15 protein-coding genes are annotated in these 12,556 nt (G+C 59.1%); 5 read left to right on the top strand and 10 right to left on the bottom strand.

All coding sequences use genetic code 11. The features are described from left to right. Positions 1-113 precede the first annotated feature (113 nt). Positions 114-551, bottom strand: a complete 438-nt coding sequence (locus N2A98_RS13930) for a DUF3995 domain-containing protein (RefSeq protein WP_014718756.1) — start codon at positions 549-551, stop codon at positions 114-116. Between the two features lie 93 nt (positions 552-644). Between N2A98_RS13930 and N2A98_RS13935 the strand changes: the two genes are divergently transcribed. Then, on the top strand, positions 645-1,034 hold the full coding sequence (locus N2A98_RS13935) for a DUF2946 domain-containing protein (protein WP_044274076.1): 390 nt from the start codon (positions 645-647) through the stop codon (positions 1,032-1,034). Positions 1,035-1,125: 91 nt separating this feature from the next. After that, positions 1,126-3,252, top strand: coding sequence for a TonB-dependent receptor (locus N2A98_RS13940; RefSeq protein ID WP_275622154.1), 2,127 nt, complete (start codon positions 1,126-1,128; stop codon positions 3,250-3,252). Positions 3,253-3,393: 141 nt separating this feature from the next. On the opposite strand, the gene N2A98_RS13945 is transcribed toward N2A98_RS13940, so the two are convergent. Further along, on the bottom strand, positions 3,394-4,401 hold the full coding sequence (locus N2A98_RS13945) for an ABC transporter substrate-binding protein (protein ID WP_044274079.1): 1,008 nt from the start codon (positions 4,399-4,401) through the stop codon (positions 3,394-3,396). Positions 4,402-4,532: 131 nt separating this feature from the next. Continuing rightward, the gene (locus tag N2A98_RS13950; protein WP_275623612.1) at positions 4,533-4,982 is read right to left on the bottom strand and encodes a hypothetical protein; all 450 of its coding nucleotides are present in this window, start codon (positions 4,980-4,982) and stop codon (positions 4,533-4,535) included. 398 nt (positions 4,983-5,380) lie between these two features. Between N2A98_RS13950 and N2A98_RS13955 the strand changes: the two genes are divergently transcribed. The 3 genes from N2A98_RS13955 to N2A98_RS13965 all read left to right on the top strand — a co-directional run bounded on the left by N2A98_RS13955 (position 5,381) and on the right by N2A98_RS13965 (position 6,308). Next, complete coding sequence (locus tag N2A98_RS13955) at positions 5,381-5,656, top strand: hypothetical protein (protein WP_078467545.1); 276 nt, start codon at positions 5,381-5,383, stop codon at positions 5,654-5,656. 110 nt (positions 5,657-5,766) lie between these two features. Continuing rightward, positions 5,767-5,997: a hypothetical protein gene (locus N2A98_RS13960; protein WP_003191661.1), complete on the top strand. Its 231-nt coding sequence runs from the start codon at positions 5,767-5,769 to the stop codon at positions 5,995-5,997. A gap of 68 nt (positions 5,998-6,065) precedes the next feature. Next, positions 6,066-6,308 carry a DUF2789 domain-containing protein gene (locus N2A98_RS13965; protein WP_044274083.1) on the top strand — a complete coding sequence of 81 codons (243 nt, stop codon included), beginning with the start codon at positions 6,066-6,068 and terminating at the stop codon, positions 6,306-6,308. Here N2A98_RS13965 and N2A98_RS13970 read toward each other — a convergent pair whose 3' ends face one another. The 7 genes from N2A98_RS13970 to N2A98_RS14000 form a co-directional block, all read right to left on the bottom strand. Next, on the bottom strand, positions 6,309-6,512 hold the full coding sequence (locus tag N2A98_RS13970; RefSeq protein WP_044274085.1) for a hypothetical protein: 204 nt from the start codon (positions 6,510-6,512) through the stop codon (positions 6,309-6,311). A gap of 158 nt (positions 6,513-6,670) precedes the next feature. Further along, the gene (locus N2A98_RS13975; RefSeq protein WP_003191666.1) at positions 6,671-7,075 is read right to left on the bottom strand and encodes a TraR/DksA C4-type zinc finger protein; all 405 of its coding nucleotides are present in this window, start codon (positions 7,073-7,075) and stop codon (positions 6,671-6,673) included. Positions 7,076-7,485: 410 nt separating this feature from the next. Further along, complete coding sequence (locus tag N2A98_RS13980) at positions 7,486-8,508, bottom strand: ABC transporter permease (protein WP_003191668.1); 1,023 nt, start codon at positions 8,506-8,508, stop codon at positions 7,486-7,488. Between the two features lie 26 nt (positions 8,509-8,534). Then, on the bottom strand, positions 8,535-10,088 hold the full coding sequence (locus N2A98_RS13985) for a sugar ABC transporter ATP-binding protein (RefSeq protein ID WP_275622155.1): 1,554 nt from the start codon (positions 10,086-10,088) through the stop codon (positions 8,535-8,537). A 64-nt stretch (positions 10,089-10,152) separates the two neighbouring features. Next, positions 10,153-11,088, bottom strand: a complete 936-nt coding sequence (locus N2A98_RS13990) for a sugar ABC transporter substrate-binding protein (protein ID WP_003191671.1) — start codon at positions 11,086-11,088, stop codon at positions 10,153-10,155. A gap of 49 nt (positions 11,089-11,137) precedes the next feature. After that, positions 11,138-11,314, bottom strand: coding sequence for a hypothetical protein (locus N2A98_RS13995; protein WP_200888201.1), 177 nt, complete (start codon positions 11,312-11,314; stop codon positions 11,138-11,140). A gap of 126 nt (positions 11,315-11,440) precedes the next feature. Next, positions 11,441-12,469 (bottom strand): Gfo/Idh/MocA family oxidoreductase, encoded by a 1,029-nt coding sequence (locus N2A98_RS14000; RefSeq protein WP_069558263.1) that lies wholly within the window; start codon positions 12,467-12,469, stop codon positions 11,441-11,443. Positions 12,470-12,556 lie beyond the last annotated feature (87 nt).

Here is a 12,556-nt window from a genome sequence, read left to right on the forward strand (position 1 = left end):
TGGCTTGTCGGGTCGCCGCATCGCTGCGAAGGGTGATAGACCGAGGTGTCTGCATCGCAGGCAAGCCAGCTCCCACATTTGGATTGAGCGGTGTCAGCCAGGTATCTGTGGGCTCAGGTCCAGGCGACTACCAACAAGCCTGCGCCCAACACCAGGCACAACGGCGAATAGAAATAGGTATCCAGGCGAGCAAACCTCGACCCGCCGACCTTTTTGAAAAAACCCACCAGCTCCGAATCCCCGATCGCCCGGGCAAACATCAGCACGGCAATCGCACTGATGCCCCACTGCAACGCCCCATGGGACACCGGCGAGAAATACAGCCCGGCGCGAAGGCACACGAGCAAGGCAATCGCCACCAGCCCCATCGCGACCAGGAAGGTGCCCAGCGCCGACGGTTTGAACGCCGGCCTTGGCCCGCTGGCAAACTCTCCAGGCAGTTGCGGGATAGCGGCCAGGCTGCCGAGCTTGCCACCCGCAGCCCAATACAAATGCACCATGCTGATGAAGGTAAATACCCCGACGATCCACCGCGCAATCACAAAGCTCATGGTCGGCGCTCCACAAAAATGTGCGAATGAGGATAGTCGCCCTGAGATTTTTTGCAGGCATTTCGTCGGTCGCTGATGATAAAGTGCCGCCCCATGAAACTCGCCCGTGCCGACCGCTCGCTCATTGCCTGGATGCTCTACTGCTGCGTCCTGTTCAATGTGTTCGCCTGCAGCATTGGTCATGGGCAGATGGTGGGGATGCAGCTCAACGGCATCAGCGGCCAGTTCTGCACGGTCGACCCACGCACCCAGGCGCCGCTGCCCAGCAACTCGACGGACGAGAACCTGCCCACGCTGTCGAAGGCATTTGGTTGCCCGCTGTGTTCTACCGGCGGCATGGGCCCGGCGCTCAACTCCCACCTGAATGTGGCGGTACTGCCACAACCCCATGCGCCGCCTGCTGCGGTGGTGCTTGCCGCTGACATTCCTGCCCGCTTCACCTGGCCTGCGGCTAATCCGCGCGCGCCACCCGCCTTCGCCTGATCCCTGCGCTTTCTGATCTGCATTGCCCCGTTGCCGTAAGGAGTACGGGTAGCTGTGCGTTGTTTTCGAGCCAAGTTTTCAGGATTCAACCATGAAACATTTACCCCTGTTGGCGGGCCTGTTCGGCTGCCTGCCTGTTTGCGCCTCGGCCCTTGAACTGGCGCCGACCACCATTGATGGCGAACAAAGTGCCGAGCCAGGCCTGGCCCTGGACCAATCCAGCGGCATGGCCTCGCGCCTGGGCCTGAGCGTGCGGGAAACCCCGGCGTCGGTGGCCATCGCCAACCGCAACGATATCGAGCGCCACGGCGCCAAGACCTTCCGCGATGCGGCCAATACCCTGCCTGGCGTCAACGCCAGCGCACCGCCTGGGTTTGGCGGGTTTGTCTCGTACCGAGGGTTTACCAGCAGCCAGATCACCCAGATGTTCAACGGCATCAATGTCGCCACCGGCCTGGCGCGGCCGGTGGATGCGTGGATCTACGACCGCGTCGAACTGGTGGGCGGCCCCTCCTCCTTGATCAACGGCGCAGGCTCCGTGGGTGGCTCGCTGAACTACGTGACCAAGCTGGCAACCCGCGAGGAACAAGCCGTCGAAGGCCAACTGAGCTATGGCAGCTACGACACCGCCGGTATGGCGTTCGGCCTCAACCATGCGCTGACCGAACCCGGCGCCGAGGTGCAGCACTACGCCCGCCTGGATGTGAGCCGCAACACCAACCACAGCTACATCGACCGCGACCAGCGCGATGCCTGGAGCGTGGCGTTTTCCCTGCTCAGCGACCTCACCCCGAACCTGTCCCACACCCTGGCCTTGGAATATCAGGACGAACATGAAGACAGCCCGTATTGGGGCACGCCGGTGCTCAACCCCAAGGCCGGTGAACTGAAGATCGACAAGCACAACCGCTTCAATAACTACAACGTCGCCGACGGTCGTTATGAGCAACGCACGATCTGGGCACGGTCGATCATCGACTACCGGATCAACGACAGCACCACGCTGAAAAATACCCTCTACCACCTCGACAGCCAGCGCGACTATCGCAACCTGGAGACCTATCAGTACAACGCCGACAACAGCGCGGTGAACCGCTCAACGGCCTATCAGGTGCGGCATCAGGGCGAGCAGAACGGCAACCAGTTCGAATTGCGCCATGACACGAGCGTGTTCGGCCTTGCCACCACCTGGTCTGGCGGTTTTGAGTACAAGGTCAACAGCACCACCAACAGCCCCTTGAACGTGCCGGGCAAAAGTAGCGTGGACCCGAACCACTACGACCCAGGGCACTTCTATGATATTCCCGGTACCCAGCCAGGTTTCGTCAAGGACAAAACCAACCAGGTAACCACCAAGGCACTGTTCGTGGAAAACCGTCTGGGACTGACGGATAAGCTCTCGCTGCTGACCGGTCTACGTTATGACGCTATCGACCTGGACGTGACCAACCACCGCACCCTCACCGCCACCAACCCGCGGCACTTCAAGCGCAGTTGGGAACCGGTAACGGGCCGGGTGGGCCTGACCTATCAGTTCATCCCGTCCGCCAACGTCTATGTGCAATACAGCACCGCCGTCGAACAGCCCAATACCACCACCCAAGTGTTCGACGTGTCCACCGGCAAGCAATGGGAAATCGGCAGCAAGTTCGATTACCTGGAAGGTCGGGGCTCCGCCACGGTCGCGGCCTACAAGATCGAACGCAAGGACTTTGCCGTCACCGACCCGCTGGACCCGACCAACAGCATCCCGGTGGGCGCGCAGTCGTCCAAGGGCATTGAACTGGCCAGCTCGTTGCGCATCACGCCGAGGCTATTGGCCGAAGGCAACTTCGCCTGGGTAGACGCGCAGTATGATGAGTTCAACGAAAAAACCGCCAGCGGCGCCGTAGTGTCACGCAAGGGCAATACGCCAACCAACGTGCCCAAGCGCGTGGGCAACCTGTGGCTGACCTACGACTTTGCCGAGGACTGGCAAGGTGGCGTGGATGCGCGCTACGTCGCCCAGGTGTATGCAGACAATGCCAACACCCAGACCGTGCCAGCGTATACGCTGTTCGGCACGTTCCTGCGCTATAAGCTGGATGCGAACACCTCGGTCACCGGGCGCGTGCGTAACCTGACCAACGAGGTGTATGCCGAGTTTGCCCATGTGTCGCCGGCGTATTATCTGGGGTCACCGAGGACCTTTGAGCTGGCTGTACAAACTCGATTCTAAACCCGCAATACAATCAAAAATGTGGGAGCGGGCTTGCTCGCGAAAGCGGTGTGTCAGGCAATTGATCTGTCACTGACACACTGCATTCGCGAGCAAGCCCGCTCCCACATTTTAATCTCCAATCAGCAGCACCTCTGGCGCTTACTTGAGGCTTGCCTCGACCTTCTGCGCCACATCGTCCGTCAACCAGGCCTTCCACACCTGTGGGTGTTCCTTGAGAAACGCCTGGGCCACTTCCCTAGGAGGCGTGTGACGCTCGCTCATCGTCGCCAAGGCTTTGTTAAGCGGCTCGATGGGAAACTCGACCTTCTCGAAGAACTCGGCAATGTGTGGATGTTCCTGCTGGAACGGCGTCGATACGCCAATGCTCAACTTGGACGCCAACGAGCGTGTCGGCTTCGGGTTCGGGTTGTCGGCATCGGTCAGGGTCTTCCACGCGTCTGCATCAAACGGCGGCTCTTGCAGCTGGATCAATTTGTAGCGCCCCATCAACGGGGTCGGCGACCAGTAGTAGAACAGTACGGGTTTGCCCCGGCGAATCGACGAGGCAATCTCCGCATCCAGCGCTGCGCCCGACCCGCTGCGGAAGTTCACGTAGCTATCGTCCAGGCCATAAGCCTTGAGCTTCTGTTTGTTGACCACTTCGGACGTCCAGCCGATGGGACTGTTGAGAAAGCGCCCCTTGCCCGGGGATTCAGGGTCTTTGAACACGTCCTTGTAACGCGCCAGGTCCTGTACGCTTTTGAGGTCCGGCGCCAGGGGTTTGAGCCCTTTTGACGGGTCACCCTTGACCACGTATTCCGGCACCCACCACCCTTCGGTGGCGCCTTTGACGATATCGCCCAGGCCCGCCACCTTGCCTTCGGCTTCAGCCTTGACCCACACCGGGCTGCGGCCTGCCCACTCCTCGCCGATCACCTGGATATCATTCTTGGCCAGGGCGGTTTCCAGGGTGATGGTGGTGCCCGGCAAGGTGTCGGTGGGCAGGTCATAACCCTTCTCGACGATAAAACGCAGGACTTCTGTGATCAGGCTGCCGCTTTCCCAGTTCAGGTCGGCAAAATGCACCGGTGCCTGGGCAGCCGATACCGGCAATGACAGACTCAGGGTTGTCAGGCCCGCCGCCAACAGTGACTTCAATCCTTTCATGCTTTTGCACCTCGCGTTTTCGCAGTCATGGCGAACGGCTTTGCTGCGAATGCGCGAAGCCTCTGAATAGTTAAGTCAACTCAACTGTAGTAGAGGTTCCAAAAGACAAAGAGGCACAACGTGTTCAGTACCTACTCGCTGGCCTTGAAGGTCACCAGCTCGCCCTTGCGCCATTTGGCGGCTTTGCCCGTCACGGCCTTCAGGGTTTTGGTCAACCCTTCTTGCAATTGCTCATGGGCGGCGAATACCAGCATCACGCTGTGGCCTTCCTTGAACACGATACCCTGGCCTTCGTTCGATGGCACAAAGGCATAGTCGCCGAGGCCGTACACGGTCAACTTGATATCGCGAAACCTCAATTCGAACTTGCCACCCTCGCGGCTGGGCAACACCGAGGCGCGAAAATGGTCGCCCACTTTGAGTTCCAGACGTGGCTTGTCATCCACGACCAGCGCCGTTTCGGTATCGATCTCGGCGATATAAATACCTTCCGGCGTCTGTTCAGTGATGTAGACAAACCGAGATTGAAACTGCTTGACCAACTTAGCGCGCAAATCACCCAGCACGAATAACGCGTGCATATCCAGATTACTGACTGCCAAGGAAACGCCCCCACATCAAAAAAGCGCTGGCCGCCGAAGCGAGCAGCACAAAAAAATCGCCGTTACGACACGATCACAGAGTCATTAAAAAACTGAAGAGAACGCGTAAGGCTAGTACAGACATCTGCGGCGGACCTCATGCAAGGTCATCCGGTGGTACAGCAAATCACAGGTTCAACGACCCGAGAATACAGGTCGAGCAACTTCAGAGAATAACCCGATTAAAAACGCAGTTTTCCGACACTCAACACAAAAAAAATACGCAAGGCATGGAACCAGTCGCGAACTGCCGACGACAATACTAAAACAGCAACAGGGGTCAAAACCACCGCAAATGCTAACCACAGGCCAATAAGATCGAACGACAGGAGCTGAGCATGCAACGACGTCAACACGACGCTACGTCTTTCCACACTCGTTCATCATGTCCAGACGAACGCCAATACTACTGCTTGTTTAACCTTGACGGGTACTCCAATTCAGTGCTGTACCAAGTTGTACCGGCAGGAAAGAATTTTTTTCATATTCTTGAAGTGCCCAGCGGCAGGATCAAGGGTTTTCGCAGCGATCACAACAAGGCCTGCGAACTGGCCAAGACTCTGGAAGCAAAGCTGCACGCTCGTTGCGGTCGGGTCGTTTCGTCACCTGGCTGACTTTACTGCGCCACCGCCCCTCAACAACTGCCATACTGGCCCGTCCATTGAAGTTTGCCCCCTGCGGGTCAGGTTTCATCAACGCAGTTACCTTGAAGGGAAAGCTATACGTGACGGAATTTGATATTGGCGAATTTATTATCCACGGTGATGCGAGGGAAGTAGACGGCGAGTTTCAAGCGGTCATCATCATGCGAGCCAAACCGCCGCTGAACAAGGTCACCGCGCATCAGGTGGAAAAAGACCGCTGGTTCAAAACCGCCGACGCAGCTGCCGTGGCAGGCAAAGAAGCGGCCCAGGCGCTGAAAGCCGCCGTGGATTGCGGCGCGCTCAATTCCTGACAATCGGATAGAACTCTGGCGTCCCCTACCCCTCACATGCATGACGATAAGCCCGCATGGAGAACGTTATGGACACCACCACCCCAACCCTTGAAACCCTGTTCGAACAACTGGGCCTGGATTCCAGCCAGGAAGCTATCGAGCGTTTCACCGCTGAACATCGCCTGCCCGATGAGGTAAAACTCATCGACGCGCCATTCTGGAGCGAACAGCAGGCGAACTTCCTCAGGGAGCAATTGCACGTCGACGCAGAATGGGCGCCCGCCGTGGATGACCTCAATGCACTGCTGCATGAGCCTCCCCGCGTGTGATCAATGCAGGCTGTCTGACGCTTCACTGCCTAACAGCGCTTGCCAGGCAGCCTGGCATTCCTGCGCCTCATCCCGGCTGGCGAATGCCGTACCGCGCTGCTCGCCGTTGAGCAACACCACCCAGCAAGCTCGCTGGCCCATGGCACGCAGCGTTTCGGGTACACCACTGCCGATCATCACGGCCACATCGACTTTGTTTTGCATGGAGCTTCTCCGCAGCATTAGTTAGCTGGCTAACAATGTTGGCCATGCTACGGTTTTATTCCAGTTGGAAAAAGCTATCTTCGGAATAGCTTCATTGCATAAACAGCAACAATGTAGAGACCGGGGCGGCCAGCTCGAGAGCCGCCCCATTCACCGCATCAGGCTTGACGCTGGTGCTTGTCGATCTGCTCGTGGCGCTCTTGCGCTTCGATGCAGTACTTGGTGGTAGGGCTGATCAGCAGGCGCTTGAGGCCGATAGGCTCGCCGCTGTCGTCACACCAGCCAAAGGAATCTTCCTTGATGCGTTCCAGGGCGCGCTCAAGTTGCGGCAGCATGCGCTGGTCGCGGTCAATGGCGTTCACCAACCAGGTGCGCTCTTCTTCCACGGAAGCCGCGTCAGCCGGGTCGGCCGGGGTGTCCAGGCTTTCAATGGCGATACGGTTCTGCTCAATGCGCTCGTGGTGTTCCACTTTCATGTCTTGCAGCAACTTCTCGAAAAAAGCGTGCTGTTCGGCATTCATGTAGTCATCCGCCGGCATGGCCAGCAACTTTTCCTTTGTCATTGATTTCTCTATAAAAAATACGTGCATTAAGGCGAATAAGGGAGCGTTCCGCAAGGCCTGTGCAGGTCTCGGAAGGGCGCCGTCCATTTCAAGCGCCACCCGGCACTCAATTTACGAGGGGCGGCAGTCTAAGGCCGACTTGAGGGCGCAGCAACTGAAAAGACAGGCATTTTTTCCCGATCAACCCCCAAAAGCACCAGGACGGGCTTGGCGAATGGTCATCGGAGTGCGTTTATAGCAAGAAATTCAGTGTAGTGGAGCTATATAGAAGACAAACGGTTGAAAGGGCCTGCCCCCCCTGTAGGAGCGAGCTTGCTCGCGAAGCATTCAAGGACACCGCGTTCAATCAGATAGCCCGCGTTATCTTTGCAGCTTTCGCGAGCAAGCTCGCGCCTACAGGGGGCAGGTACTCAGCGCTTGAGCTTGCGCTTGTTGCGGTATTGGTCGATCACCACCGCCACCACAATGATCAGGCCCTTGATGATGTCCTGGATATACGCGTCCACCCCGACAAAGGTAAACCCGCTGGCCATCACCCCGAGGATCAGCGCGCCGATCACCGTGCCGGTGATGCGCCCTACTCCGCCGGCCAGGCTGGTACCGCCGATCACTGCGGCGGCAATCGCGTCCAGCTCGTAGGACATGCCCATGCCGGCCTGCCCCGTCGCGGCACGTGCCGAGGCCACCACGCCGGCCAGGCCCGCCAGGAGACCGGCGATGCTGTAGACAATGATCAGGTGGCGCTTGACGTTGATCCCCGAGGTACGCGCCGCCTGCATGTTGCCGCCAATGGCATAGGTGTACTTGCCATACTTGGTGTAACGCAGGGCAATGTGGAAGATCACCGCCACCACCAGGAAGATAATCACCGGCATGGCGCCATGGCCGATTGCTGTATAGGAGTCCGAGAGCATGCTCACCGGCTGGCCTTCGGTGTAGTAGCGCGCCAGGCCACGGGCCGAGACCATCATGCCCAGGGTTGCGATAAACGGCGGGATGCCGGTGACCGCGATAATACTACCGTTGATCGCCCCCGCTAAAAGCCCCACGCCCAAACCCATCGCCACCGGGATCCACACCGGCAAATCGGTGAGGGACGGAAACACCGCCCGGGAAAAGTCGGAGGTTTGCGCCAGGCTGGCGGCGATCATCGCTGACAAGGCCAGCACCGAGCCGGACGACAAATCGATGCCCGTGGTGATGATTACCTGGGTCACACCGATGGCCAGAAGGCCGATGATCGACACCTGCAGGATCATCAGCACCAGGCGCTGGGAGTTCATCAGAAAGCTCTGGTCGCGCACGATCCAGCCGAACAATTCAAACACCAGGCCGATACCGATCAGCACCAGAAAGATACTCAGCTCGGTGGGCATGCGTCGACGGTTCTTGACCGGTGCAGTTGCCGGCTTGTTGTCTGTTATTGCGTTCATAACCCATCACCTTCTTATTCTGTAGATCAGTGGACTGCGGTCATCCCGGAAGCCAACTGCATGACTTTTTCCTGGGTCGCCTCGGCGCGGTCCAGGGTGCCCATCAGCTCACCTTCGTGCATCACCATCACCCGGTCGCTCATGCCGAGCACTTCGGGCAGTTCGGAGGAAATCATGATCACCGCCATGCCTTCGCTGGCGAGGAAGGCGATCAAGCGATAGATCTCGGCCTTGGCGCCCACGTCGATGCCGCGTGTCGGTTCATCCAGGATCAGCAAGCGTGGGTTGGTCATCAACCAACGCGCCAGCAAGGCCTTTTGCTGATTACCGCCGGACAAGGTGTCGATGCATTGCTCCAGCGAAGGGGTTTTCACCCGCAGCTTCTTGCACATGTCTTCACACAGGGCACGCAAGGCTTTCTGCTGGATAAAACCGTTGCCCGAATAGTGCGGCAATACCGCCATCTCCATGTTCTCCAGCACCGACAGGCAGGGGAACAGGCCGCTGAGCTTGCGGTCCTCGGTCAACAGCGCAAAGCCTTTCTCGATGGCCATATGCGGGTCGGTAATGCGCACCGCCTTGCCGTCCAGGGTAATTTGCCCGCTGGAGCTTGGGGTGATGCCAAAAATGGTTTCCGCCACGTTGGTGCGCCCGGAGCCCATCAGCCCGGCGATACCGAGGATCTCCCCGGCGTGCAGGTCGAACGATACGTCTTTGAATACGCCGTCCAGGCTCAGGTCGCGCACCGACAGCAGCAGGTCACCAATCGGCGTCTCGCGCACCGGGAACAACTGGCTCAGCTCACGCCCGACCATCATCGAGATGAGGCTGTCGCTGTTCATGCTGTCGGCCCGTTGCAAACCGATGTATTGGCCGTCACGGAACACCGCCACTTCATCGGCGATGGCGAACACTTCGTTCATCTTGTGGGTGATATAGACGATGCCTTTGCCCTGGGACTTGAGGTCGGCAATGATCGAAAACAGGTGGGCCACTTCCTTGTCGGTAATGGCCGAGGTGGGTTCATCCATGATCAGGATGTCGGAGTCATAGGACACCGCCTTGGCAATCTCGACCATCTGCCGTTCGGCAATGCTCAGGTTGCCGACCTGTTCTTCCGGGTCGAGGTTGATGCGCAGGCGCGCCAGCAACTCGGCAGTGCAGCGGTGCATTTCGCGGTGGTTGACCATGTGCAGGCTGTTGAGCTGTTCGCGGCCGATCCAGATGTTCTCGGCGATGCTCATATGGGGCATCAGGTTGAGTTCCTGGTGGATCATCGCGATCCCGGCCTTTTGCGCGGCCAGCGGCGTTTCAAAGGTGATCGGCTTGCCACGCAGGCGAATCTCGCCGGCGTCGGGCTGGTAGATGCCGGCGATGATCTTCATCAGCGTCGACTTGCCCGCACCGTTCTCGCCCATCAACGCCAGCACGGTGCCGGGGCGTACCCGCAGTTGCACATCGTCCAGGGCCACGACACCGGGAAAGCCTTTGCTGATGTTGAGGATTTCCAGCAGGTAGGGTTCGTCCAGCGCCAGCGCCGGGTGGGCGGCGGGCTCAGACGTGACGGCTTGAGCAAGCATAGGGAGGTACTCCATCTGCAGGGCGGCCGTGACCGCCCTGCCAGCTTTTGTTGTTATGTCGGGGCTACTTGAAGTCTTTGACGTTGTCCGGGGTGATCAACTGGAACGGGATCACCACGTTCTGCTCGACCGGCTCGTTCTTGGCCATCTTGCGCGCCGCTTCCACCGAACCTACCGCCTGGCCCTTGGCGTCCTGGAAGGCCGACACGGTCATGTCGCCCTTGGTGATCGCGTTCAAGCCATCGGGCGTGCCGTCGACACCGGCGATCAACACGCTGCCTTTTTCCTTGCCGGCCGATCTCAGGGCCATGGACGCGCCGATCGCCATCTCATCGTTGTTGGCCAGCACCGCATTGAACTCCCGGCCCTGGGTCAGCCAGTCGTTGACCAGGGTCATGCCCCTGTCACGCAACCAAATGCCGGTTTGCTCCTGCTCGATCTTGATGTCCGGGTACTTGGCCAGCACTTCCTTCACGCCCTTGGTGCGGTTGGTGGTGGAGTTGTTCGCCAGGTCGCCCAACAGGATCACGACCTTGCCCTTGCCGCCGAGCTTTTCGGCGATGTACTGCATTTGCAGGCGGCCGGCCTCGACGTCATCGGAGGTCACGGCCACCACGTCCTTGGGCAGGTCTTTCTGGTCGGGGCGGCGGTTGACGAACACCAGCGGAATACCTGCCTTGGTGGCGGCACTGATGATGTTCTTGGTCGACGCGGTATCAACCGGGTTGACGATAATCGCGTCAACCTTCTGGCTGATGAAGTTCTCGACCTGGCTCAACTGCTTGACCACATCGGCGCGGGCATCTTCGAACTGCAGTTGCACGCCATCGCCTTTTGGATAGGACTTGGCTTGTTTGTCCATGTCCTCGCGCAGGTAGGTGAGGAAGGTGTCATCGAACGCGGACATCGTCACGCCCACCTTGAGATCGGCGGCGCCGGCAACGCCACTGGCCAGCAGCATGGACAGGGCCAGGGCGGTAAAACGGATCGGGGTCTTCATGAACGGTCTGTCTCCACTTTCTTGTTGGTTTTGTTCGACGTTGCGTTGATCAGGACTCGGCGGACAGTCGCACCACTGGCGCGCCAGGAATGCAGCACACCAGCGCGCCCTGGTTTTCGACGCACAGCACATTCAGGAAGGAGAAGTAGAACGGCCGAGCGCGGGGCAGTCCGCGTGGCGCTTGGAGGGGGCGTAAAACTCGCAGTACAGCGTTGAAGATTTTCATCTGACGGTACCTGGTTGTTTTTGATCTTGTTTTTGTTGAGTCGTCCGTAGGTTCCGGGACGTACTTTATGCAACCTGGAAAAGACTGTATTAGAAAATAATTTCCATATCAACCTGTTTTAGAATTTTATTCTATTTTTGTCGAAACCACCTGCTGGCGCTCGGCGCTCAGGCGTGCGGCGTCTAATATACGGGTGGTTTCCAGGGCGTCATAGGCGTTGACGGGCAGCGGCCCCTGCCCCATCACGGCGGCTTGCAACTGGCGGTAGAACTGGTTCCAGCAGCCCTTCTCCGACGGCACCCGCTCACGCTCCGGCCCTTGTTCAAACCAGCCCCAGCGTCGGTGTTCCTCCGCGCCCCAGTGTTCGCCTTCGGTTTTCGGCGACTTGCCGGCCAGCAGCGCTTCTTCCTGGCCGTCCAGGCCCTCGACGGTGTAGCAACCCAGGCTGCCACTGACGCGAAAGCGCGGCGCCTGGCTGTTCTGCAACGCGTTGCCCCACAGGTGCGAAATCACGCCGTTGGCGTGGGTGAGGGAGACAAAGAAGCCGTGGTCCACGGTGGGATGTTCAGGCGTGTAGTGCACTTGGGCGAATACCCGGTCCACCGGGCCGAACAGTTGCAGCGCCTGGTCGACCAGGTGGCTGCCCAGGTCGCGCAGCCATCCGCCACCGCTGGCATTGCCCACGGCCTGCGGGCTGTAGCGCTCCACGCGGGATTCAAAGCGGGTGATGGTGCCCAGGGCGCCGGCGTCGATCAGTTTGCGCAGGGTCAGGTAATCCGAATCCCAGCGCCGATTATGGTAGACGCTGAGCAGCGAGCCTTGGCGCTCGGCAGCGGTGATCAGGGCCTGGGCTTGTTCGGCGTTGGCGGCAAAGGGTTTATCGCTGACTACCGCCACCCCGTGCTCGATGGCTTCCAGCACCAGGGCCGGGCGTCCTTTCAAGGTAGTGGAAATCACCAGGGCATCGACGCCGGCTTCGACGATCTGCCCGATGGAATCGAAGGCTTTGACACCGGGAAGATCAGTACTCAATTGCTGGCGACGTTCGGGTGAACGCGTCACCACACCGACAAAGGTGGCGCCAGGCAGGGTGGCGATCAGCGGCGCATGAAAAAAGCGCCCACCGTGGCCGTAGCCCACTAGTCCGATTCGCATGCTCAACTCCTTATATGAAGTGCAATCCATTCCAAATGTGGGAGCGGGCTTGCTCGCGAATGCGGTGTATCAGCTAAGGCATTTGTA

The sequence above is a fragment of the Pseudomonas sp. FJ2-5-13 genome, from assembly GCF_029201605.1.
Taxonomy (GTDB): domain Bacteria; phylum Pseudomonadota; class Gammaproteobacteria; order Pseudomonadales; family Pseudomonadaceae; genus Aquipseudomonas; species Aquipseudomonas lactis.

Excerpts from the sequence above, each read along its gene's own strand:
- N2A98_RS13930 (WP_014718756.1), bottom strand. The coding sequence starts at position 551 with ATGAGCTTTGTGATTGCGCGGTGGATCGTCGGGGTATTTACCTTCATC.
- N2A98_RS13935 (WP_044274076.1), top strand. The coding sequence starts at position 645 with ATGAAACTCGCCCGTGCCGACCGCTCGCTCATTGCCTGGATGCTCTAC.
- N2A98_RS13940 (WP_275622154.1), top strand. The coding sequence starts at position 1,126 with ATGAAACATTTACCCCTGTTGGCGGGCCTGTTCGGCTGCCTGCCTGTT.
- N2A98_RS13945 (WP_044274079.1), bottom strand. The coding sequence starts at position 4,401 with ATGAAAGGATTGAAGTCACTGTTGGCGGCGGGCCTGACAACCCTGAGT.
- N2A98_RS13950 (WP_275623612.1), bottom strand. The coding sequence starts at position 4,982 with ATGCACGCGTTATTCGTGCTGGGTGATTTGCGCGCTAAGTTGGTCAAG.
- N2A98_RS13955 (WP_078467545.1), top strand. The coding sequence starts at position 5,381 with ATGCAACGACGTCAACACGACGCTACGTCTTTCCACACTCGTTCATCA.
- N2A98_RS13965 (WP_044274083.1), top strand. The coding sequence starts at position 6,066 with ATGGACACCACCACCCCAACCCTTGAAACCCTGTTCGAACAACTGGGC.
- N2A98_RS13970 (WP_044274085.1), bottom strand. The coding sequence starts at position 6,512 with ATGCAAAACAAAGTCGATGTGGCCGTGATGATCGGCAGTGGTGTACCC.
- N2A98_RS13975 (WP_003191666.1), bottom strand. The coding sequence starts at position 7,075 with ATGACAAAGGAAAAGTTGCTGGCCATGCCGGCGGATGACTACATGAAT.
- N2A98_RS13980 (WP_003191668.1), bottom strand. The coding sequence starts at position 8,508 with ATGAACGCAATAACAGACAACAAGCCGGCAACTGCACCGGTCAAGAAC.
- N2A98_RS13985 (WP_275622155.1), bottom strand. The coding sequence starts at position 10,088 with ATGCTTGCTCAAGCCGTCACGTCTGAGCCCGCCGCCCACCCGGCGCTG.
- N2A98_RS13990 (WP_003191671.1), bottom strand. The coding sequence starts at position 11,088 with ATGAAGACCCCGATCCGTTTTACCGCCCTGGCCCTGTCCATGCTGCTG.
- N2A98_RS13995 (WP_200888201.1), bottom strand. The coding sequence starts at position 11,314 with ATGAAAATCTTCAACGCTGTACTGCGAGTTTTACGCCCCCTCCAAGCG.
- N2A98_RS14000 (WP_069558263.1), bottom strand. The coding sequence starts at position 12,469 with ATGCGAATCGGACTAGTGGGCTACGGCCACGGTGGGCGCTTTTTTCAT.